Origin of the sequence: Mycobacterium sp. IEC1808 (genome assembly GCF_002101935.1) — a bacterium.
Taxonomy (GTDB): Bacteria; Actinomycetota; Actinomycetes; order Mycobacteriales; family Mycobacteriaceae; genus Mycobacterium.
Genome location: NZ_LQPV01000019.1, coordinates 141709 through 163838 on the forward strand (window position 1 = coordinate 141709; position 22130 = coordinate 163838).

Consider the following 22130-nt stretch of genomic DNA (forward strand, 5'->3'; position numbering starts at 1 on the left):
TCACAAATTGACAGCTCCCTGCCACTTACCAGGAAACGCCGGTGATGCCAAGAACTTCCGAGTCCCGCCCTGACGTCGACCTTCCGGTGCTACCTGCGGCCCGGGCCGCGAGCTGCCCCCTCGCGCCGCCGCCCGAATTCGCGGGCTGGCGCGAAGAGCCGGGCCTCCGCCGGGCGATGTTCCAGGGCAACCCGGTCTGGGTGGTCAGCCGCTACCGGACATCAGAGAGGCGCTGGTCGATCCCCGCCTGTCCGCGAAGACCATTCCCGACGCCATCATGCCCAAGGACGCCGACAACAAGGTGCCGGTGATGTTCGCGCGGACCGACGATCCCGAGCATCAGCGATTGCGGCGCATGATGACCAGCAACTTCACGTTCAGGCGTTGCGAATCGATGCGGCCACAAATTCAGGAAACGGTTGACCACTATCTCGGCCGAATGGTCGAGGGGGGAGCGCCGGCCGACCTGGTCCGTGAATTTGCCTTGCCGGTGCCATCTTTGGTGATCGCGTTGCTGTTGGGGGTGCCGCCCGAAGACCTCGAGATTTTCCAACGCCACACCACGACTGGGCTCGACCACAGGTCCACCGACGAGCAAAAAGGCCAAGCCTTCGGGGCGATGTACGCCTACATCGAGGAGCTTGTGCAGCGCAAGGAGCGCGAACCCGGCGACGATTTGATCAGCCGTCTGGTCACCGAATACGTGGCGACGGGCCAACTCGACCATGCCACCACGGCCATGAACAGTGTGATCATGATGCAGGCCGGCCACGAAACCACGGCCAACATGATCTCGCTGGGAACGGTTGCGCTGCTGCAACATCCCGACGTATTCGAGCGACTCGGACACACCGACGACGCCGCCGTCGTCGCCAACATCGTCGAAGAGCTGATGCGCTACCTCACCATCGTGCACAGCCAGGTCGACCGTGTCGCGACCGAAGATCTGATCATCGGCGGTCAGCTGATCCGTGCGGGGGAGTTCGTCCTGATGAACCTGCCCGCGGGGAACTGGGATACCGAGTTCGTCGACAATCCGGAATCATTCGACCCCGACCGAAACCCTCCGGGGCACTTGGGTTTCGGGTACGGCGTGCATCAATGCATCGGGGCGAATCTTGCCCGCGTCGAGATGCAGGTCGCGTTCGCCGCGCTGGCACGCCGCCTACCCGGGCTTCAATTGGCGTACCACCGGAGGAACTGAGGTTCAAAGACGCCAATATCTACGGCATGAAAGAACTTCCGGTCAGGTGGTGACCAACGAGCTGCGGTTCGACGAGCGGGTCGCCGTGATCACCGGCGCCGGCGGCGGCCTGGGGAGGCAATACGCGCTGCTGCTCGCGTCACGCGGCGCGCGCGTCGTCATCAACGACACCGGTGGGTCGGTGACCGGTGATGGCTCCAACGGCGAGGCCGCGCAAGCCGTCGTCGACGAGATCCGCGGGCTGGGTGGCGAGGCCGTCGCCGACACCCACAGCGTGACGACTCCCGAAGGCGGACAGGCGATCATCGACACCGCGTTGCGCGCCTGGGGGCGGGTGGACATCGTGATCAACAATGCCGGGATCGTCGGCGACGCGCCATTCGAGGACATGACCGCCGATCGGCTCGAACCGCTCGTCGACGTACACCTGAAGGGCGCGTTCCACGTGACGCGACCCGCGTGGACGGTAATGCGCGAACGGCGCTACGGCCGGATACTCAACACCTGCTCGGCGGCCGGAATCCTTGGCGCCGAACGCATGAGCAACTACGGCGCGGCGAAGACCGGACTGATCGGATTCACCCGAGTGCTCGCGGCCGAAGGGGCGGCCCACGACATCAAGGTCAACGCCATCGCGCCGATCGCCTACACCCGGATGCTGGCGCGCGAAGTCGAGCACGCGACCGGACAGCAGCCCGCCGAGCACGACGCGGCCCAGGCCGTGTTGGATGACCTTGTCGGCCAATACCTTCAGAAACTGGACCCCGCGCTGGTGGCGCCGGTGGCGGCCTTCCTGGTGCACCGCGAGTGCCCGGTCTCCGGCGAGATCTACACGGTCGGCGCCGGGCACGTCGCCCGCTTCTTCATCGGCAGGACACGGGGTTTCTACCGGTCCGGGCTGTCCGTCGAGGACGTGCGCGATCACCTCGCCGAGATTCGCGACGAGGCCGGCTACACCGTCCCGGGCGGGCCTGCGGACGAGATGACGGAGCTGTTCGCGGTCGTCAGCGACCGCTCGGGCTAATAGTCACGCGGGCTTCCGGAACTGGCGCCAGATCACAAAACCGATGGCCACCACCACGCCCGCGATCAGAGCGAACAGCACGGTCTGCAGGGCATCGATCGCGAACCAATTAGGGTCGTACGAGTCGGCGCCCTGGACACACTCGAAGTCCACATCGGTTCCCGACTGGCCGGGCTTGTAGCTGTAATGCGAGGTGTTGTACGTCAGCTGGTAGCCGCTGTCACACACGATGGAGCTCGTCCACAACGCGGTCGACGGCATCGACGCGGTCAGCGCCGCGGCGCCGCCGACGCAGAGGCCGATGGTCCCGGCGATCGCCCCGAAACGGTTGGCCCAAACGAGGCCGCGACGTTCGCGCCGGCCGCCGAAAGTGGCTTGGCGCCTCGAGCCGACCTGTTGCGCAAAGCCCGGCGGCGGTCCCATGAAGGCCGGCGGGGTGTATTCCGGCGCGGCGCCCTGCCCGGAGTACACCACCGAGTGCCCCACCTTGAACGTCGCTTTGCCGTGCTTGAAGATGTTGTCGATCTGCTCCTCCGACAGGCCCGCCTGGGCCGCGGCTTGCATGAACGCCGCGCGATGCTGAGCCATCTCGGGCCCGGAAGGCCCGCCGGGGCGCGCCGGCCCGCCGGAGCGCAAACCCTCCCACAACGACTCCGCGTACTGGCGGGCGCGGTCGTCGGCACCCTGGCTCGCACCCGACTGCACCGAGAAAAACGATGGCGGCCGCCCCTCGCCGGGGTTCTGGCCGGCGGCGGCCCTGGCCTCGGCCAGTTGACGTTCCAGCTCAGCGATGCGCTTTTGCTCCGCGAGCTGACGCTCCAGGTCGGCGATGCGCTTTTCGGGATCGTCGGCGTCCATCGGCAAATGGTCCCACGCCGAAACCTCAGGTGCAGCAAATTCAGCAGCCGAACGCGGCGGCGACCCCGTCCGGCGGTGGCACCGGCTTCAGACACCCGAACGGCTGGATGCCGGCGGCGGCGAACCGCACCGCCGACTGATGGGCGTAGTTCACGCAGACGAGGCCCGAATCGTCTGCGCGGCAGCGGTAGTCGCCGAACGACAACGAATCCCCGTTCGCCAGTTCGGGGCCGTTGCCGTTGAGGAACGGACCCGGATCGGCGCGGGCCGACCCGACCTGGAGGTTCGTCCCGTCGAAGTCCACCCAGCCGCCCTTCCAGTCGCCGTAGGCCGTGTCCGGGCGGGGCGGGGGATTGGTCAGGGCCACCAGACACGCCAGCGCGGCGCCGGTGTGCTTGGAATCGGTCATGCACGACACCTCGCCCCCTTGAACGGTCAGGGCGATGTCGTTGCCGAGCGGAGTGGTGGCGCCCTCCCGGGCGGCGCTGTGATAGCGGCCGGGATCCGCCGGGTGAGCTGCCTCGATCCAGGCGATGACGGCGGAGATCGCGGCGCCGGCGGCCGGTGCGCCGGACGGTGCCGGTGGTTTGCTGCTCGACGCTCCGGCCGACGTGGTCGCGGGGGTCTGCGCGCTGGTCTGCGGCTGCCCCGAGTTGCCGCCGAGATGCGAGCATCCGGCGACCAGCAATGGCACGGCGACCAGCGCGGCGATCCGCATCCAGCCAGGCTAGCCGCCACACCCGGCGATTCGATCGCTAGCCGCGCACTACCGGCGCGGTGTCGGCTACCGTCACTGGTATGCATGAGCGCATCGTTCGCGCCCGCACCACCGCCGGCATCGTCGAAGGCTTTACCCGAGACGGCGTAAACCGCTGGCGGTCCATCCCTTACGCCCGCCCGCCGGTGGGAGCCCTGCGATTCCGGGCGCCGCAGCCCGCGCCGCAGTGGTCGGGCGTGCGGCACTGCCACGGCTTCGGCAACTGCGCGCCCCAGCAGCGCCGCTACACCTTGCTCGGTGTCGGCCGCTACCAGCCGATGAGCGAGGACTGCCTCACACTCAACGTCGTCACGCCCGAGGTGGCCACGGACGAGCCGCTGCCAGTCATGGTCTTTGTCCACGGTGGCGGCTACATCATGGGCAGCTCGGCCACCCCGCTCTACGACGGCGCCGCGCTCGCGCGCCGCGGTTGCGTGTACGTGTCGGTCAACTACCGCTTGGGCGCGCTGGGGTGCCTGGACCTGTCGTCGCTGTCGACGCGCGACACCAAAATCGACAGCAACCTGTACCTGCGCGACCTGGTGATGGCGCTGCAGTGGATCCGGGACAACATCGCCGAATTCGGCGGAGACCCCGGCAATGTCACGATCTTCGGCGAGAGCGCGGGCGCCTGCATCACCTCCACGTTGTTGGCCGTGCCCGCCGCCGAAGGCCTTTTCGCGCAGGCGATCTCGGAAAGCCCGGCGTCGGGGTTGGTGCGTTCGCGGGAGGTCGCCGTCGAGTTCGCCAAGCGCTTCGCCGGGCTGCTCGGCGTGCGCCCGCAGGACGGCGCGCACGCGGTGATGCAGGCGTCCGCGGCGCAACTGGTGGAAACGCAGCACCGGCTGATCGACCAGGGCATGGAAAGCCGGTTGGGCGCGTTCCCGATCGGCCCGGTCGTCGGCGACGACGTCCTGCCCGTCGACCCCGTCGAGGCGATGCGGTCCGGCCGGGCGCACAAGGTGCCGCTCATCGTGGGCACCAACGCCGAAGAGGGCCGCCTGTTCACCCGCTTCCTCAAGATGTTGCCGACGAACCAATCGATGATCGAGGAGCTGCTGGCCGACACGGAACCGGCTGCCCGCGAACGCATTACCGCCGCCTACCCCGACTACCCGTCGCCGTCGGCGTGCATCCAGCTCGGCGGCGACTTCGCGTTCAGCTCGGCGGCCTGGCAGATCGCCGAGGCCCACGGCAACCACGCGCCCACCTACCTCTACCGCTACGACTACGCCCCGCGGACGCTGCGCTGGTCGGGTCTGGGCGCCACGCACGCCACCGAGCTGCTGGCCGTCTTCGACGTCTACCGCACCCGGTTCGGTGCGCTGCTGACCGCCGCCGCCGACCGGCGCGCGGCGCTGAAGGTCAGCAACCATGTGCAGCGGCGGTGGCGGTCCTTCAGCCGCACGGGTTCGCCGGGCGACGACTGGCCCGCATATACCCCCGCCGAGCGCGCCGTGATGGTGTTCGACCGCAAGAGCCGGATCGAGTTCGATCCGCACCCGCACCGCCGGATCGCCTGGGACGGCTTCTCACTTGCGAACTGACCTGGCACGCTAGACCCTCATGCACGCCGACACCGAGCAAGTCATCGAGCGACCCGAGAACCTCACCGCCTCCTGGCTGGCCGCGGCGATCGGCTCCGGACCCATTGCCGACTTCGCCGTGGAGCGCATCGGCACCGGACAGATGAGCGAGTGTTACCGCGTCCGGCTCAGCTATGCGGATCCCGACGACGCGGGGCCCGAGTCGGTGGTGCTGAAGGTCGCGGCCTCCGATCCGGTGAGCCGGCAGACGGGGTCGGCGCTGGGCCTCTACGAGCGTGAAGTCCGCTTCTACGGCGACGTCGCGCCGCGCCTGGGCGGGCCGATAGCGCCGTGCTATCACGCGGCCGTCGACACCGCCACGGGCGTGTTCGACCTGCTGCTCGGGGACGCCGGGCCCGCCGTCGTGGGTGACGAAATCGCCGGTGCCACACTGGAACAGGCGCGCATCGGCGTCGTCGAACTGGGGCGGCTGCACGGCCCGCTGCTCGGCGACCCGGCGCTGGCCGACGCGCCGTGGCTCAACCGCGAAACGCCGCTGAACCAGGCGATGATCGCGTCGCTGTACGCCGGATTCGTCGACCGGTACGGCGACCAGATCGCGCCCGAGCACCGCGTCGTGTGCGAGCACCTGGTCGCCGCGTTCGACGGTTACATCGCGGCCGAGTCGGAGCCCGACCGGATCCGGGGCCTGGTGCACGGCGACTACCGGCTGGACAACATGTTGTTCGGCACCGAAGGGGCCGACCGCGCGCTGACCGTCGTCGATTGGCAGACGGTTTCCTGGGGACCGGCATTCACGGACCTGGCGTACTTCCTCGGCTGTGCGCTGCGGGCGCAGGATCGTCGCGACCACTACGACGAATTCCTGCGCGCCTACCACGACGCGCTGGGCCCGCAGCCGCCCGTCAGCCTGGCCGAGGTCGCCGAAGGGGTTCGGCGCCAAAGCTTTTTCGGCGTGATGATGGCCATCATCTCGTCGATGCTCGTGGAGCGCACCGATCGCGGCGACCGGATGTTCATGACGATGTTGCAACGCAACTGCGCACACGTGCTCGACACCGACGCGCTGGCGACCCTGCCCGCCGCGACCAAGCCGGAGCCGCTGCGGCCGTCGGAGGACGACGAGCTCGCCCACGACCCGACCGACGAGCCGTTGTGGAGCGAGAGCTGGTACGCCGACTTCGCCGACGCGGCACAGGGATTGGGCGGCTGGTTTCGCCTCGGCCTGATCGCCAACCAGCAGCACGCCCTGGTGCACGTCCTGCTGTGCGGCGCCGACATAGCGACCGTCGCCGTCGACGCCGAGATCCCGCTGCCCGCGGACCCGTGGGTGTTGCGGACCGACGCCTTCGAGCTGGGCCACTCCGCCAGCGTCCCGCTGCAGGCCTATCGGGTCGACGTGCGCGCACGGGCCCAGGCCTACCCGGACCCGTCGGCCTTGCTGCGCGGCGAGCCGGGCACTGAAGTCGAAATGACGATGAATTTGGAGTGGGCCACCGACGGCGCACCGTACAAATACCGGCTGACGACCCGCTACGAAATCCCTTGCCGCGTCTCGGGAACCGTCACGATCGGCGGAACGAGCTACCGCGTCGACTCGGTTCCCGGGCAGCGCGACCACTCGTGGGGCGTGCGCGACTGGTGGAGCATGGACTGGATCTGGAGCGCGCTGCACCTCGACGACGGCACCCACCTGCACGGCGTGAACATCCGCATCCCGGGCGCGCCCACGTTCAGCATCGGCTACGTGCAGGACGCCGCACACAACGTCACCGAACTGGACACCGTCGCATCGCGGGAATCCTTCGGGGACAACGGGTTACCGCTGAACGCGACCGTGGACCTCCGCCCCGGTGACATCACCGCGGACATCGAGGTGCGCGGGCACGCCCCGGTGCGCATGCTCGCCAAGGATGGGCGCGCGAGCCAGTTCCCGCGCGCCTGGGTCGGTGTCAAGACCGCGGACGGACGCAGCGGTGTCGGTTGGGTGGAATGGAACCGCAACCTCGCCGAATAGCGGCCGGGCCACCCGTCGTGGTGATGGGTGTCTCGGGATCGGGCAAGTCGACGGTGGGGGCGGCGCTGGCCCGACGGTTGGGGGTGCCCTTCATCGACGCCGACACCCTGCACCCGCCGGCGAACATCGCGAAAATGACCGCCGGTGAACCGCTCGACGACGACGATCGCCGGCCCTGGCTCGAACGCGTCGGGAAGTGGTTGGCCGGCCACCGCGACGGCGCCGTGGCGAGCTGCTCGGCGCTCAAACGCAAATACCGCGACCAGCTCCGCGCCCACTGCCCCGAGGTCGAGTTCCTGCATCTGGCGGGTTCACCCGAACTAATCGGCGGCCGGCTGGCCGCGAGGTCGGGCCATTTCATGCCGGCCGCTCTGCTGCGATCCCAGTTCGACGCGCTCGAACCCCTCGGCCCCGACGAGCCGGGCAAAACCGTCGACGCAAGCCAGCAAGTCGAGGCGATCGTCGACGACTTCGTCGCGGGTGGCTGACCCAGGTCCGCGATCGCGGCGTCCGCGCCTCTGTGTAGCATTGTGCTACAGTCCGTAACGGAATGCTGCAGGAGCGGAGGACGGTCATGGCAGAGGCTCTCGATCGCGTCACGCGCGTGGCCGCGGACCTGATGGACAGCGCGGCGTCCGAGGGCGCCCGCCAGAGCCGTTCGGCCAAGCAGCAACTCGACCATTGGGCGCGGGTCGGGCGGGCGGTATCCAGTCAACACACCAGCTCTCGGCGGCGGGTGGAGGCGGCGTTGGCCGGTCATTTGGCGACCGGCGACCTCACCGTCGAGGAGGGTGTGGTGTTCAACGCCGAGATCTCCGCCGCCATCGAGGAAAGCCTGGCGCGCACCAATTACGGGGCGGCGCTGGCCGGGCAGGGGATCACCACGGTGGCCCTCAACGACGCCGGTGAGATCGTCGAGCACCGGCCCGACGGCACCGAGGTGGTGCTTTCGGGCAGGCGCTGACCGCGCGGGACGATGAACCGCCTGGACCTGGTGGTCGGGCCGAACGGCGCCGGCAAGTCGACGTTCATCGCGTTCACCCTCTCGTCGCTGCTGCCCCGAAGCCTCGTCGTCAACGCCGACGAGATCGCCCGCCAGCGCTGGCCCGAGGACCCCGCCTCGCACGCGTATGACGCCGCGGGAATCGCCGCCGGCACGCGCGCCAAGCTGATCGAGCTGGGCAGGTCTTTCATCGCGGAGACCGTCTTTTCCCATCCCTCGAAGCTGGACCTGATCCGCAGCGCGCACCGCGAGGGCTTCACCGTCGTCCTGCACGCGCTGCTCGTCCCGGAAAACCTTGCGGTCGAAAGGGTTAGGCACCGGGTGGCGGCGGGCGGCCACCACGTGCCCGAGGACAAGATCCGTCAGCGGCACCGCCGGTTGGGGGCACTCGTCGCGGGCGCCATCGCCTTATCGGACATCGCGACCGTCTACGACAGCACTCGCCTGCGCGGGCCGCGCATCGTCGCCCAATTCAGCGGCGGCGAGGTGGTCGGCTCGCCCGACTGGCCGCAGTGGGCACCGAAGGAACTGTCGGCCCGCTGGCCGGACTGAACACGGTTACCAAAGGCGACGGCGGCGACGAGTCGGGAGCCCGTCGCCCACCCGGTCGCGGGCGGTGTCGGCCAGTTCGCTGCCACGCGCGGCCGCCGTGTTGGCCAACTCGATGCCGCGCAACCGCGCGATCTCGGCGAGCTCGACCCCGCGGTCCCGCGCCTCTTCGGCGAGTTCTTCGCCGCGTTTGCGTGCCTTCTTCGCCAGCGGTGCGCTCTTTTCGGCGGCCGTGCTGGCGAGTTCTTCGCCGCGCTTGCGGGCCTTCTTCGCCAGCGGGGCGCCCTTCTCCGCGGCGGTGCTGGCCAGTTCCCGGCCGCGCTCCAAGGCGGCCTCGGCGTACGGGGCGCTCCGTTCGGCGGCGGTGCTGGCCAGTTCGCGACCGCGTTCGAGGGCGGCCTCGGCGTACGGGGCGCTCCGTTCGGCGGCGGTGCTGGCCAGTTCGCGCCCGCGCTCGGCGCCGACTTGGAGGCCGTGCACGATCTTTTCGCCAAGTTCGCCGTCGTCAGACCCGGGCAGCGCCGACGACACCCGCTCGGAGAGCCGTTCCGCGGCCCGACGGCCGCGCCAGCCCAGGGACGGCTTGCCCGCCGTATCGGCGGACGCGATGATCAGCCCGCCCACCAGACTGAGGTCGGTCAGAAAGTCCTTGCGTTTCTGGGCTTTCAGCTGCGGGTCGCTCTCGCTCCAGAACATGTGCGCGCCGAGGTTGGCCGGCAGCACCGTGAACGCAAGCGCAGCCGAGGCGACGCGGGGCGCCTTGCCGATGGCAAGCAGCAAGCCGCCGCCGATCTGGACGGCCGCATTGATCTGAGCGAACGTCTGGGGGTCGCTGGGGATGCTGCTCCCCACCGGATCCGGCAGGGCGCGAAGACCGTCGACCGCCGGCGCCGCGGCTTCGGCCGCCGGCTTGGGATTGAGCAGCGAGTCGATTCCCTGGCCGATGAACACCGCCGACAACAGGGGCCTCGCGATTCTGCGGATCAACATGGCAGCTGGGTTACCCGGCCGACCGGGCGGCAAACCGCCGGGAGCCACGCCCAGTCAAAGGCCCTGCTCGCGGCCGTCGCGTTCGGCCCGGCGATAGGGTGGAGCGCGTGCGGGCGTTGATCGTCGTCGACGTGCAAAACGACTTCTGCGAGGGCGGCTCGCTGGCGGTGGACGGCGGTGCGGCGTTGGCTTCCGCCATCACCGGGTACCTCGCCGGCGAGCCCGGTTACGACCACGTCGTCGCGACCGCGGACTTCCACATCGATCCCGGCGACCATTTCTCCGACCGCCCGGACTACCGGTCGTCGTGGCCCCCGCATTGCGTCGCGGACAGCCGCGGCGCGCAGTTTCACCCCGGCCTCGACACTGGCCGCATCGAGGCGGTGTTCCGCAAGGGCGACTACGCCGCGGCGTACAGCGGCTTCGAGGGCGTCGACGACGAGGGGACCCCGCTACTCGAGTGGCTGCGCCGGCGCGGGGTCGACGAGGTCGACGTGGTCGGCATCGCCACCGACCACTGCGTGAGGCGGACCGCCGAGGACGCGGCGAGGGCCGGCCTGACCACCCGGGTGCTGGTGGATCTGACCGCGGCCGTGGCGCCCGACTCGGCCGCGGAAGCGTTGGGGGAGATGCGAACCCTCGGCATCGAGCTGGTGGGCGGCCCTTAATGGTGGTGCCACTGGATCGCCAGCACCTGCTCGCCGCGGTGGAACGCTCGCCGCAGGCCGCCGCGGCGCACGACCGCGCCGAATGGGTGGGGCTGTTCACCGGCGACGGCCGCATCGAAGACCCGGTGGGAGCGCGCCCGCACGTGGGGCATTCGCAGATCGGCCGCTTCTACGACACCTTCATCGGCCCCCGCGACATCAAGTTCCACCGCGACCTCGACGTCGTGGTGGGCACCGCGGTGCTACGCGACCTCGAGCTCGAGGTGTCGATGGGCTCGCGGTGACCTCGAACGTGACCTCGAACGTGACCTCGAACGTGACCTCGAAAGTGACGATGTACATACCCGCCTTCCTCCGTTACGACCTACGAGAAGACAACGGCCAGTGGAAGATTGCGCATTTGCGGGCTTACTGGGAATTGCCGGCGATGATGCTGCAGTTCCTGCGGGCCGGGTCGCGGGCGGCGTCGCCCGCCGTGGCGCTGTCGCGTGATTTGTTGGCCAATCAGGGATTCGGGGGGACCGCGGGCTTCCTGGCCGGATTCCGCCGCCCCGGTGCGCGGCGCAAGCGACTGGCGGAGAACTTCCTCGGCGCGGTCGCCCGGAAGGAGGCATCCGCGGCTCTGCGTGCGCTGTCGCCAACGGCCGCAATAACTTTGGGCGAGAACGATCGGCTCGATCTCGCCGAACTCTCCGAACAGCTCGACGGGGCCGCCTGGGCCAAGGTGATCGGCGCCGGGACCACCGTCGCGGTCTCGGTCAGCTCGGCCCACGGGCGCGGCGTCGTGCTCGCGGACGTGGCCTGGCCGGGAAACGCGATCGACCGGATCCGGTACTTTCCCGCCTGAGGACTCCGACCTTCCCCGGACCGTTGAAGTTAGCCAGTGCCGGATGCTTCTATGTCTTGCCAGGCAAGTGATACTGCCGTAGAAATAGCTGTCACTGAATGGAGGCGGGCAATGGGTGTGGTGCGGATCGTCGGCGTGGGAGTTGCATTCACCGCCGTCCTGACGGTGGGAACGGCCTGCACGGTCACCACCACGACATCTTCCTCGTCGAGCTCCAAGCCGACGTCGTCCACCACGACGTCGTCGAGTTCGGCGACATCGACCACCACGTCGAGCACGCCGTCCGGCGTTGCACCGCTGGGCGACTACACCTACCTGCTGCTGCAGGCGAGCGACATCGGACCCGACACCGCGACCACCGCACCCCCCGTGCAGAACCCCGGCGGTATCGCCGGAGCCGGCGTGACGTACGCCAACCCGGATCGGACGCGCAGCATCGACGACCTCGTCGTGGTGTTCACCGATCCGGCGACCGCCGCGCAGCAGGCGAAGGAGCGCGCGTCGTCCTACGGCAAATACGTGACCGGGGCCCCGCAGCCGTTCGAGGTCGGGACCAACGGCCTGATCGCGGTGGGGACGTCGCCCGACAACTCCAAATCGGTGACGTATGTGACGTTCGCCGAGGGGAGGGTGGGCGTCGACCTGGAGTTCGACAGCGCGCCCAACGATCCCGCCCCGCGCGACGTCGTGCTCGACATGGCCCGCAGGCAAGACCAGCTCATCAAGGACCGGTTGCCCGCCTAGCAGGGTTCAGCGCGCCACCATCAACGCCAGCGTGGCCGCCGACAGGCACAGGTAGGCGCCGGGAAACGCGATGTTGTAGAAGACGCGCGCCCGCAGGTGAGTAACCACCGCGCCGACGAAGAACAGCACCAGGCCGATGGCGGCCGCAATCCCCAACGCGCGCAGGCCCACCAGCCCGACAACCAGCCCGGCGGCCCCGGCCAGCTTGATCGCCGCCAGTGGCCGCAGCCACGAGCGCGGCACCCCCACCTCGGCCGAGTTCGCCAGGACGAATCCGGCGGGAATCAGGTCGGCCACCGCTACTGCGGCGGTGACGACGGCGGTTGTCAGCGTGATCACGATGTACGTGGTATGGATGTTCGTCATCTGCTCCAACCCCTTGTCCTACATGGTTTTCCGCGGCGGCGGGCCGGATGGCCGCACCGCGCGTCGCGGCGCACAATCGGTAGGGTCATAGTGCTGGTCTCCTTTGCGACAGAGAGTTCGATGGATGCGTTCACCGTCTTGACGACTCCCACGCGGAAAAGGTGACCCATGAGCGCACCAAAGGATCTGGCGGATCTCGCCCAGCGGTTCGACGCGGACCGACGACACCTGAGGTCGGTCGCGTTTCAGCTGCTCGGCTCCGTGGCCGACGCCGATGACGCCGTCCAGTCGGCGTGGCTGAAGGCCAGCGGCACGGCTTTTGACGGCATCCGCAACCTCACCGGCTGGTTCACCACGATCACCGCCCATGCGGCCATCGACCAGCTCCGGTCACGGGGGCGGCGCGCCGAGCGACCGCTCGGAGATCCCACCGAGCTCGACCGGCTTAACGGGGCAGCGGCGGCCCCGGCGGACGAGGACGCGCTGCTCGCGGACTCGGTCGGCAGCGCCATGCTCGTCGTGCTCGACCGGCTCTCACCCGCGGAGCGGGCGGCGTTCGTGCTGCACGACGTGTTCGCCATGCCGTTCGAGGAGGTCGCCGGTCTCCTGGACCGCTCGCCGGCCGCGGCGAAGAAGCTGGCAAGCCGGGCCCGGGCCCGCCTGCACGCCCGTCCGGCGATCGAACCGGCCCGTGCGGCCGAGCACCAAGCGGTCGTCGAGGCGTTTCTGGCGGCGTCCCGTGGCGGCGATATCGCCGCCCTGCTCGAGCTGCTGGCGCCCGACGTGATGCGCCGGGTCGATGCGGCGCTGGTCCCCGCTGACGTGCCCACCGAAGTGCGCGGGGCGAGGGAGGTCGCCGAGGAGACCCGCCGCTTCACCCGCCGCGCGCGGACGGGCGTGGTGCTGCTCATCGACGGCGTCCCCGGGATCGTCCTCGCACCCCGCGGTCGTGCGCTGGCCATGCTTCGGATCGGCATCGGCCCCGACAACCGCATCCACACCATCGACATCACCGGCGACCCCGACCGGCTGCGCCGGGCCGTTCTCGCGCTGCCGGGTGAGCCGCCGCGCCAACACCTCAGCCCGATCTGGCGCCACGGCGATCCCAAACGGCCCGCGCCGGGGGCCGCTAACGGGCAACATCGGGAGCACCATGCTCGATAAGCCGTTCGGCCGGCGAAGCCTGCTGCGGGGAGCCGGTGCGCTCACCGCGGTCTCGCTGGCGCCGTCGGCGGCCGGCTGCGCCCCCGACGACGACGCGCTGACCTTCTTCTTCGCGGCGAACCCGGACGAGCGAGATCGCAGGATGCGCATCGTCGAGGAGTTTCAGCGCCGCCACCCCGACATCAAGGTTCGGGCGGTGTTATCGGCGCCGGGCGTGATGCAGCAGCTATCAACCTTTTGCGCGGGCGGCAAGTGTCCGGATGTGATGATGGCGTGGGAATTGACCTACGCTGAACTGGCCGCCCGGGGCGTTTTGCTCGACCTCAACACCATGCTGACTCGCGATCCAAGTTTCGCGGCGGAACTGAAGTCGGACAGCATCCCGTCGCTATATGACACCTTCGCGTTCGAGGGTGGCCAGTACGCGCTCCCGGAACAGTGGTCCGGAAACTACCTCTTCTACAACAAACGGCTTTTCGCCGAGGCCGGGCTGCCGGCGCCGCCCGGGACCTGGGAGCGGGCGTGGAGTTTCGAAGAATTTCTGAATACCGCGACCGCTCTCACCAAGCGGGGTGGTTCCGGGCGCGCCACGCAGTGGGGCTTCGTCAACATGTGGTTCTCGTACTACTCGGCCGGGCTGTTCGCCATGAACAACGGCGTGCCGTGGGCCACCCCGCTGAAGAACCCGACCCACTTCAACTTCGGCGATGAGGCTTTCATCGAGGCGGTGCAGTTCTATGCCGACCTGTCAAACAAACACCGGGTCGCGCCGGACGCATCCGAGGTGCAATCGATGTCCACCCCGGACCTGTTCGCGGCGGGCAAAGCGGCGATCGGGCTGGGTGGCCACTGGCGATACCAGACGTTTCTTCGAGCCGACGGCCTGGATTTCGACGTCACCCCGTTGCCAGTGGGGCCGTGCCGGCAGGGGCAGTCGGCGCGCTCCAACATCGGTTCCACCGGGCTGGCCATCTCCGCGAGCAGTCCGCGCAAGGAGCAGGCATGGGAGTTCGTGAAATTCGCGACCGGTCCGGTTGGCCAGGCGTTGACCGGTGAATCCACATTGTTCGTGCCGGTGCTGCGCTCGGCGCTCAACTCAACCGGATTCGCCGAATCACACCACAGAATCGACAATCTCGCCGTGCTCACCCAGGGGCCGGCGCATTCCGACGGGTTGCCCGTGACCCCAGCGTGGGAAAAGATCGTTGCCCTGATGGACCGCGACTTCGGGCCCGTGCTGCGAGGATCCCGGCCAGCGACGTCGCTGACCGCGCTGCCGCCCGCGCTCGACGAGGTGCTGCGCACCTCATGACATCGGCGTCCGGTCCCTCCCAGCGACGCGCCCGCGCCGGTCGCCTGTTTGTCGCGCCCAACCTCGCCGCGGTCGCGGTGTTCATGCTGTTTCCGCTCGGCTTCTCGCTCTACATGAGCTTTCAACAGTGGGACGTCTTCAGGCCGCCGAAATTCGTGGGCCTCAAGAACTTCCGAGAGCTGTTCACCTCTGATCCGCTGTTTCTGATCGCCATCCGCAACACCGTGATCTTCACCCTCGGCACCGTCGTGCCGACCGTCCTGGTCAGCCTCGTCGTGGCCGGCGTGCTGAACCGAAAGGTCAAGGGCATCGGTGTTTTCCGCACGATCGTCTTTCTGCCGCTGGCCATCTCGTCGGTGGTGATGGCGGTCGTGTGGCAGTTCGTCTTCAACACCGACAACGGGTTGCTCAACATCATGCTCGGCTGGGTCGGGATCGGGCCGATCCCGTGGCTCGTCGACCCCAAGTGGGCCATGGCCTCGTTGTGCATCGTCAGCGTCTGGCGCAGCGTGCCGTTCGCCACCGTCATCCTGCTCGCGGCGATGCAGGGGGTTCCCGAAAGCGTCTACGAGGCGGCCAGGATCGACGGCGCGGGCGAGGTACGGCAATTCGTGTTCATCACGGTGCCGCTGATCCGCGGGGCGATCTCTTTCGTGGTGGTCATCTCGGTCATCCACGCGTTCCAGGCGTTTGACATGGTCTACGTCCTCAACGGCGCGAACGGTGGGCCCGAAAGCGCCACCTATGTGCTGGGCATCATGCTGTTCCAGCACGCGTTCTCGTTCCTGGAATTCGGCTACGCGTCGGCGCTGGCCTGGGTGATGTTCGCGATCCTGCTGGTGCTGACCGTGGTGCAGTTGCGCCTGGCGCGGCAGCGTTCTTTGGAGGCTTCCGGTGGTCTTGGCTGAGCGGGTGTTCAAGCGCAACGTGTTTCGCGCCGTCCTCGTGTACACGGCGCTGACCGCGATCGCCTGGTGCTGGCTGTTCCCGATCGCGTGGGCCGTGTCCGGCTCGCTGAAAAGGGAAGGCGAGGTGACCGAGCCCAGGCTGTTGCCGGCCCATCCGCGGTGGTCCAACTACACTGAGGTGTTCTCGCTGATGCCGTTCTGGCGCATGTTTTTCAACACCGTGCTGTACGCCGGGTGCGTCACGGCCGGGCAGGTCTTCTTCTGCTCGCTGGCCGGATACGCGTTCGCGCGACTGCAGTTTCGCGGTCGGGAGGCGTTGTTCGTCCTATACCTGGGCACGCTGATGGTGCCGCTGACCGTGACGGTGATCCCGCAGTTCATTCTGATGCGGAGCCTGGGTTGGGTGGACACGCCGTGGGCGATGATCGTGCCGGGCTTGTTCGGCAGCGCCTTCGGCACTTATCTCATGCGGCAGTTCTTCCGCACGCTGCCAACCGATCTCGAGGAGGCCGCGATCCTGGACGGTTGTTCCCCATGGCAGATCTACTGGCGCATCCTGCTGCCGCACGCGCGACCGGCGGTGCTGGTGCTCGCGGTGCTCACCTGGGTCAACGTGTGGAACGACTTCCTGTGGCCGCTGCTGATGCTCCAGCGCAACAGCCTGGCGACGCTGACGCTCGGCCTGGTCAGGCTGCGCGGCGAATACGTGGCCCGCTGGCCGGTGATCATGGCCACCTCCATGCTGATCATGGTGCCGCTGGTCGTCATCTACGCCTTCGCCCAACGCTCCTTCGTCCGGGGCATCGCCGTCACCGGAATGAACGGATAGCCATGGCATCGGTCAGTTTCGAACAGGCGACACGGCGCTATCCGGGCACGGATCGACCCGCCCTGGACGGCCTCGATCTCGACGTCGGGGACGGCGAATTCGTTGTCCTGGTCGGACCGTCCGGCTGCGGCAAGACGACCTCGCTGCGGATGGTGGCCGGACTGGAAACGCTGGACGCCGGGCGCATCCGGATCGGGGACCGCGACGTCACCAACGTCGACCCCAAGGATCGCGACGTGGCGATGGTCTTTCAGAATTACGCGCTCTACCCGCACATGACGGTGGCGCAGAACATGGGCTTCGCGCTCAAGATCGCCAAAACCCCGAAAACCGAGATCAGCGAGCGGGTGCTGGCCGCAGCGAAACTGCTTGACCTGCAGCCGTATCTGGATCGCAAGCCCAAAGACCTGTCCGGCGGGCAGCGCCAGCGGGTCGCGATGGGCCGTGCGATCGTGCGGCGCCCGCAGGTCTTCCTGATGGACGAGCCGTTGAGCAACCTGGACGCCAAACTGCGCGTGCAGACCCGCAACCAGATCGCCGCGCTGCAGCGGCGGCTCGGCACCACCACCGTGTACGTCACCCACGACCAGGTGGAGGCCATGACCATGGGGGATCGGGTGGCCGTCCTGTGCGACGGGGTGCTGCAACAGTTTGCGACACCGCGCGAGCTCTACCGCAACCCCGAGAACGTCTTCGTCGCGGGATTCATCGGGTCCCCGGCGATGAACCTGTTCACCCTCCCCGTCGTCGACTCCTCGGTGTCGCTGGGGGACTGGCCGATCCGGGTGCCGCGCGAAATCGACGGCGCCGCAGACGAGGTCGGCCAGATCGTCGTCGGCGTCCGCCCCGAACACTTCGAACTGGGCGGCCTCGGCGTCGAGATGGAAGTGGACGTGGTCGAGGAGCTCGGCGCCGACGCCTATCTCTACGGCCGAATCACGGGTTCCGGCAAGGTGATCAGCCAGCCTGTCGTCGCGCGCGCCGACGGGCGTCACCCACCGGAAAAGGGCAGCCGCGTGCGCCTACACCCCGAGCCCGGGCACTTGCACTTCTTCGGCACCGATGGCCGAAGGATTTGTTGAGCGGCTATGCGCTGGCGCACCCGATCGCGTGCAGCCGACGCTGCACGCGATCGATGTCGTCGTCTGAGGGCATCGCGTTGGTGACGTGCGTGATCGCCACCCCGACGTCGGCGCTGCTGATCGGCGCACATCTACGCATGATGAGTTCTCTTGTGATGGTGTTGATCTCGTCGTTCGAGACGCGCCGGTGCGACAACGCCGCCAGCGGCGCGTAACCGGTCGCCGGCATGCCGGTGGGGTACCCGGCGCGCAAAAAAGCGACAATGCTCGACACCCAATGGGACAGGTCCATAACGTCCACCTCGCTCACCGCCACACGCTGTGCATTAGCGGCACTTAACAACCTAGCAGCGGCAACGCAATCAGCCCGGTAAGGCCACGCAGTTACTTACGACAATTTATGGATTTCTCATGCTTACGGCCGAATCCTTAACGCTTTGGCCGTTATGGACCAATACAGGCGCGAGGCGCGGATGCTGTTATTCATAACAGTGACTATCGAGCGCCCGAGCGCGACGATTGTCTCGCCAGCACCCGCGCCGAATGCCAAAGGGAGTCGCCCGGATGATCCCCTATTCCGACGGTATCCCGGCCCGCAGGTTTCCCATCGTGAACTCCACCCTGATCGCGATCAACTTCGCGGTGTTTCTGTTCTACGAATTGCCGAACGGGGATGCCGCGATTGACCGGGCGTCGTTTTATCCGTGCAACGTCGACGGTGCCTGCCACGTCGGCGTCCCCTGGGGGTTCGGCTGGATCACGGCGATGTTCCTGCATGCCGGCTGGGATCACATCCTCGGCAACATGCTGTTCCTGCTGATCTTCGGCAAGAACGTCGAGGATGCTTTCGGACGGCTCGGCTACCTACTCCTGTACTTCGCCGGGGGGTTCGTCGCCACCATGACGCAGACGGCCATGACCCTGTTCTTCGGCTCGGCCTCCGACGCGCGAGTACCCACACTCGGTGCCAGCGGCGCGATCGCGGCCGTGCTGGGCGCTTATCTGGTCCTCTACCCGAGCTCGCGTATCAGCACCTTCATCGGGTGGATCCCGGTCGGCATCCCCGCCTGGGTGTTCCTGGGCGGCTGGTTTTTCTACCAGTTTTTCGAGGGCAACTCCTCCCTCGTCCAACCCAAGGCCGGCGGCAGCGGCGTCGCTTTCTTCGCCCACGTCGGCGGATTCGTCTTCGGTTTCCTGGTAACGCGAGTGCTGATCGGTGCCGATCGACTCGGGGTTCGGCAACCCCAGGGGAGTGGATGATGACACCGAAAATCGTGCCGGGCCGGCCCGACGCGCTCGGCGCCACACCCGATGCCGGGGGCACCAATTTTGCGGTCGCCTCCGGCGGTAACGAGGTGACACTGTGCCTGTTCGACGCTGACGGAGCCGAAACACAGCTGGTGATGCCCGACCGCGACGGCGACGTCTGGCACGGCTTCGTGCCGGGCATCGGGCCGGGACAGGCCTACGGGTTTCGGGTCGGCGGCCCCTTCGACCCCGGCCGCGGGCTGCGCTACAACCCGGCCAAACTACTGCTGGACCCCTACGCACGCGCAATCGCGGGCGATGTGCGCTTCGGACCGGAGGTCGTCGGTCACTCGCTGGAAAACCCCGCGGCGCCAAGCCCTCTGGACTCGGCACAGCACGTGCCGCGCAGCCTGGTTTGTGCGGCGCTCCCGCCCTTAACCGCACCCAAGCCCCAGCATGCGCTCGCCGACAGCATTCTCTACGAGGTTCACGTTCGCGGATTCACCGCAAGCCATCCCGGCGTTCCCGAAGAACTTCGCGGTACCTATGCGGGCCTTGCCCATGATGCAGCGCTTCAGCACCTGACCGACCTTGGCGTCACCGCGGTGGAACTGTTGCCGGTCCACCGCTGCGTGCCCGAGCAGTTCCTGGTCGAGCGGGGCCTGACGAACTACTGGGGGTACAACACGATCGGGTTCTTCGCGCCGCAGGCAAACTACTCCGCCGCGGCGCGCGCCGGCCAATCGGGCGCGGAAGCCGCGGAATTCCGCGCCATGGTCGACGCGCTGCACGCCGCCGATTTGGAAGTGATCCTCGACGTGGTGTTCAACCACACGGCCGAGGGCGGAGCCGGCGGCCCCACCCTGTCCTTCCGCGGGCTCTACAACCCCGCCTACTACCGGCTCGTTCCGGGCGAGGAGAGCAGCTACTACGACACGACCGGGACCGGCAATTCGTTGAACACCGGCAACCCCACGACGCTGCGGTTGATCATGGACTCCCTTCGCTATTGGCTGTCGCAGATGGGCGTCGACGGCTTTCGGTTCGACCTGGCGGCCACCCTCGGCCGCGGGGGTGGCGCCTTCGACCCGGTGTCCGCCTTCTTCGATGTGATCGGTCAAGACCCGGTGATTTCGCGGGCAAAGCTGATCGCCGAACCCTGGGACGTCGGTCAGATGGACAGCTATGCGGTGGGCCGATTTCCGCCGCTGTGGAGCGAATGGAACGGACGCTTCCGCGACACCGTTCGCGACTGGTGGCGCAGCCACGACGGGCTGCTCGCGGACTTCGCGTCCCGGCTGTGTGCGTCGTCGGACATCTACGGCGATCGTGCCGAGGGGCGACGCCCGAGCGCATCGGTCAACTTCGTCACCGTGCACGACGGATTCACGCTGCGCGACCTCGTCTCCTACGACCAGAAACACAACGAGGCGAACGGCGAAAACAACCGCGACGGCACCGACGACAACCGGTCATGGAACTGCGGGGTGGAGGGGCCGACCGACGATCCCGATGTATTGGCCCTGCGCGCACGCCAACAGCGCGCGTTCCTGCTGACCCTGTTGCTGTCCGGCGGGGTCCCGATGCTGCTGGGCGGCGACGAACTCGGCCGCACCCAACGCGGCAACAACAACGCCTACTGCCAGGACAACGAGATCACCTGGTTCGACTGGTCCGCGCGCGACGACGACCTCATCGGGTTCACCACCGACCTCATCGCGCTGCGCCGCCGTCACCCCGTGTTCCGCCGGCGCCGCTTCCTCATCGGCCCCGCCGCCGCGGACCTGCGCTGGTTCACGCCGGCCGGCGCCGATATGACCCCCCAGGACTGGACGGATCCCCTCGCACGCAGCATCGCGTTGTTCATCGACGGCACAACGGATCCCGACGTCGCCCCCGATGGCACCCCGATGGTCGACGATGACTTCCTGGTATTCCTCAATGCCTGGTGGGAGCCGTTGACCTTCTCCATTCCGGCAGATCTTGCGCTCCTGCCGTGGGACATCGCGTGCGACTCCTTCGACCCCGGGCGAACCGGACGCGCCGGGCAACAGCTGGAGGTCGGGCCGCGGTCCGCGGTGGTCCTGCGATCCGCTGGCGCGCCGTAACCCCGGTTTCGCCGCAACGCTTCCTAGGATTGCCGGGTGGTCGATCGCTACGGAACGGATGTCCTCGCCTCGGGACGGCGCAAACCCCGCTCTACGGAGCACCCGGCCGAGCCCGGCCTGGTGGTCGAGGACGTCGAAACCGGCTACGTCGGGGCGGTGGTGCGGGTCGAATACGGCCGCGTCTACCTGGAGGACCGGCACGGTCACACCCGCGGCTTTCCGCTCGGCCCAGGCTTTTTGATCGAGGGACGCCCGGTGATCCTCACCGCGCCGCGCCGCGCGGCGCCCGCTGCAGCGGGCAGGACGGCGTCCGGCTCCGTCGCGGTGCCCGGCGCGCGTGCCCGGGTCGCCCGGGCCGGCCGGATCTACGTCGAGGGCCGCCACGACGCCGAACTGATCGCACAGGTGTGGGGCGACGACCTGCGCATCGAGGGCGTCGTCATCGAGCATCTCGGTGGCATAGACGATCTGGTGGGCATCGTGGCCGAGTTCGCGCCCGGCCCCGGACGCCGGCTCGGCGTGCTCGTCGATCACCTCGTCGCGGGTTCGAAGGAGACCCGGATCGCCGAGGCGGTACGCCGGGGACCGGGCGGCCGCGACACCCTGGTCGTCGGACACCCCTACGTCGACATCTGGCAGGCCGTGAAGCCGCAGCGGCTCGGCCTGGCGGCCTGGCCCGAGGTTCCGCGGAACATCGAATGGAAGCACGGCGCCTGCGCGGCGCTCGGCCTGCCGCACAACAACCAGGCCGACATCGCCCGGGCGTGGCGGCGCATCCGCTCGACCGTGCGCGACTGGAACGACCTGGAACCGGCGCTCATTGGCCGCGTCGAGGAGCTCATCGACTTCGTCACGCAACCGCCCGGGCCCTGAACCTTCCGACGGAAAAGATCCGCGGGATTTTA

General features: G+C 68.2%; 21 protein-coding genes and 2 pseudogenes. 18 read left to right on the forward strand and 5 right to left on the reverse strand.

Features of this window, described 5'->3' with window-relative positions:
• Window positions 1-44: 44 nt before the first annotated feature.
• Window positions 45-1257, forward strand: a pseudogene (locus AWB92_RS12710) (cytochrome P450).
• On the forward strand, window positions 1254-2228 hold the full coding sequence (locus AWB92_RS12715; protein ID WP_085186129.1) for an SDR family NAD(P)-dependent oxidoreductase: 975 nt from the start codon (window positions 1254-1256) through the stop codon (window positions 2226-2228). Before AWB92_RS12710 ends, AWB92_RS12715 begins: the two are co-directional and overlap by 4 nt.
• A gap of 3 nt (window positions 2229-2231) precedes the next feature.
• On the opposite strand, the gene AWB92_RS12720 is transcribed toward AWB92_RS12715, so the two are convergent.
• Window positions 2232-3086 (reverse strand): hypothetical protein, encoded by an 855-nt coding sequence (locus AWB92_RS12720; RefSeq protein WP_085186003.1) that lies wholly within the window; start codon window positions 3084-3086, stop codon window positions 2232-2234.
• A gap of 40 nt (window positions 3087-3126) precedes the next feature.
• A complete protein-coding gene (locus AWB92_RS12725; protein ID WP_085186005.1) occupies window positions 3127-3804 on the reverse strand; it encodes a hypothetical protein in 678 nt (225 codons plus the stop codon).
• A gap of 80 nt (window positions 3805-3884) precedes the next feature.
• Here AWB92_RS12725 and AWB92_RS12730 point away from each other — a divergent pair, with 80 nt between their 5' ends.
• The 5 genes from AWB92_RS12730 (at window position 3885) to AWB92_RS12750 (ending at window position 8962) form a co-directional block, all read left to right on the forward strand.
• Window positions 3885-5390: a carboxylesterase/lipase family protein gene (locus tag AWB92_RS12730; RefSeq protein ID WP_085186007.1), complete on the forward strand. Its 1506-nt coding sequence runs from the start codon at window positions 3885-3887 to the stop codon at window positions 5388-5390.
• Between the two features lie 19 nt (window positions 5391-5409).
• Window positions 5410-7407 carry a phosphotransferase gene (locus tag AWB92_RS12735; protein ID WP_085186008.1) on the forward strand — a complete coding sequence of 666 codons (1998 nt, stop codon included), beginning with the start codon at window positions 5410-5412 and terminating at the stop codon, window positions 7405-7407.
• Entirely contained in the window at window positions 7404-7895 is a 492-nt protein-coding gene (locus tag AWB92_RS12740) for a gluconokinase (RefSeq protein ID WP_085186131.1), read from the forward strand. Before AWB92_RS12735 ends, AWB92_RS12740 begins: the two co-directional genes overlap by 4 nt.
• Window positions 7896-7981: 86 nt before the next feature.
• Window positions 7982-8371, forward strand: a complete 390-nt coding sequence (locus tag AWB92_RS12745; RefSeq protein WP_068187196.1) for a hypothetical protein — start codon at window positions 7982-7984, stop codon at window positions 8369-8371.
• 12 nt (window positions 8372-8383) lie between these two features.
• The gene (locus tag AWB92_RS12750; RefSeq protein ID WP_085186010.1) at window positions 8384-8962 is read left to right on the forward strand and encodes a zeta toxin family protein; all 579 of its coding nucleotides are present in this window, start codon (window positions 8384-8386) and stop codon (window positions 8960-8962) included.
• A gap of 6 nt (window positions 8963-8968) precedes the next feature.
• Here the strand turns inward: AWB92_RS12750 and AWB92_RS12755 are convergent, their stop codons facing one another.
• The gene (locus AWB92_RS12755) at window positions 8969-9949 is read right to left on the reverse strand and encodes a DoxX family protein (protein WP_085186011.1); all 981 of its coding nucleotides are present in this window, start codon (window positions 9947-9949) and stop codon (window positions 8969-8971) included.
• Window positions 9950-10056: 107 nt separating this feature from the next.
• On the opposite strand from AWB92_RS12755, the gene pncA reads away from it, so the two are divergent.
• The 3 genes and pseudogenes from pncA to AWB92_RS29810 all read left to right on the forward strand — a co-directional run bounded on the left by pncA (window position 10057) and on the right by AWB92_RS29810 (window position 12208).
• On the forward strand, window positions 10057-10617 hold the full coding sequence (gene pncA / locus AWB92_RS12760; protein ID WP_085186133.1) for a pyrazinamidase PncA: 561 nt from the start codon (window positions 10057-10059) through the stop codon (window positions 10615-10617).
• Window positions 10617-11464 (forward strand): annotated as a pseudogene (locus AWB92_RS12765) (ketosteroid isomerase family protein). Before pncA ends, AWB92_RS12765 begins: the two are co-directional and overlap by 1 nt.
• A gap of 111 nt (window positions 11465-11575) precedes the next feature.
• Window positions 11576-12208 carry a hypothetical protein gene (locus AWB92_RS29810; protein WP_085186013.1) on the forward strand — a complete coding sequence of 211 codons (633 nt, stop codon included), beginning with the start codon at window positions 11576-11578 and terminating at the stop codon, window positions 12206-12208.
• A 6-nt stretch (window positions 12209-12214) separates the two neighbouring features.
• Here AWB92_RS29810 and AWB92_RS12775 read toward each other — a convergent pair whose 3' ends face one another.
• Window positions 12215-12565 (reverse strand): DoxX family protein, encoded by a 351-nt coding sequence (locus tag AWB92_RS12775; RefSeq protein ID WP_085186135.1) that lies wholly within the window; start codon window positions 12563-12565, stop codon window positions 12215-12217.
• Window positions 12566-12742: 177 nt separating this feature from the next.
• Here AWB92_RS12775 and AWB92_RS12780 point away from each other — a divergent pair, with 177 nt between their 5' ends.
• Genes AWB92_RS12780 through ugpC form a run of 5 tightly spaced genes read left to right on the forward strand, consistent with a single transcriptional unit; the run spans window position 12743 to window position 17869 of the window.
• Window positions 12743-13738 (forward strand): sigma-70 family RNA polymerase sigma factor, encoded by a 996-nt coding sequence (locus AWB92_RS12780; protein ID WP_085186015.1) that lies wholly within the window; start codon window positions 12743-12745, stop codon window positions 13736-13738.
• Window positions 13728-15050, forward strand: a complete 1323-nt coding sequence (locus tag AWB92_RS12785) for a sugar ABC transporter substrate-binding protein (RefSeq protein WP_085186017.1) — start codon at window positions 13728-13730, stop codon at window positions 15048-15050. The genes AWB92_RS12780 and AWB92_RS12785 overlap by 11 nt, the downstream gene beginning before the upstream one ends.
• On the forward strand, window positions 15047-15958 hold the full coding sequence (locus AWB92_RS12790) for a sugar ABC transporter permease (protein ID WP_085186019.1): 912 nt from the start codon (window positions 15047-15049) through the stop codon (window positions 15956-15958). Before AWB92_RS12785 ends, AWB92_RS12790 begins: the two co-directional genes overlap by 4 nt.
• A complete protein-coding gene (locus AWB92_RS12795; RefSeq protein WP_085186020.1) occupies window positions 15945-16787 on the forward strand; it encodes a carbohydrate ABC transporter permease in 843 nt (280 codons plus the stop codon). Before AWB92_RS12790 ends, AWB92_RS12795 begins: the two co-directional genes overlap by 14 nt.
• 2 nt (window positions 16788-16789) lie before the next feature.
• Window positions 16790-17869 (forward strand): sn-glycerol-3-phosphate ABC transporter ATP-binding protein UgpC, encoded by a 1080-nt coding sequence (gene ugpC, locus AWB92_RS12800; protein WP_085186022.1) that lies wholly within the window; start codon window positions 16790-16792, stop codon window positions 17867-17869.
• Between the two features lie 4 nt (window positions 17870-17873).
• On the opposite strand, the gene AWB92_RS12805 is transcribed toward ugpC, so the two are convergent.
• Window positions 17874-18161, reverse strand: a complete 288-nt coding sequence (locus AWB92_RS12805; RefSeq protein ID WP_085186137.1) for a DUF3349 domain-containing protein — start codon at window positions 18159-18161, stop codon at window positions 17874-17876.
• Between the two features lie 272 nt (window positions 18162-18433).
• On the opposite strand from AWB92_RS12805, the gene AWB92_RS29375 reads away from it, so the two are divergent.
• The 3 genes from AWB92_RS29375 to AWB92_RS12815 are packed head-to-tail and all read left to right on the forward strand — an operon-like array spanning window position 18434 to window position 22098.
• On the forward strand, window positions 18434-19129 hold the full coding sequence (locus tag AWB92_RS29375) for a rhomboid family intramembrane serine protease (RefSeq protein ID WP_142282069.1): 696 nt from the start codon (window positions 18434-18436) through the stop codon (window positions 19127-19129).
• Window positions 19129-21225, forward strand: a complete 2097-nt coding sequence (gene glgX, locus AWB92_RS12810; RefSeq protein WP_142282070.1) for a glycogen debranching protein GlgX — start codon at window positions 19129-19131, stop codon at window positions 21223-21225. Before AWB92_RS29375 ends, glgX begins: the two co-directional genes overlap by 1 nt.
• Before the next feature lie 36 nt (window positions 21226-21261).
• A complete protein-coding gene (locus tag AWB92_RS12815) occupies window positions 21262-22098 on the forward strand; it encodes a DUF3097 family protein (RefSeq protein WP_085186023.1) in 837 nt (278 codons plus the stop codon).
• Window positions 22099-22130: the final 32 nt, after the last annotated feature.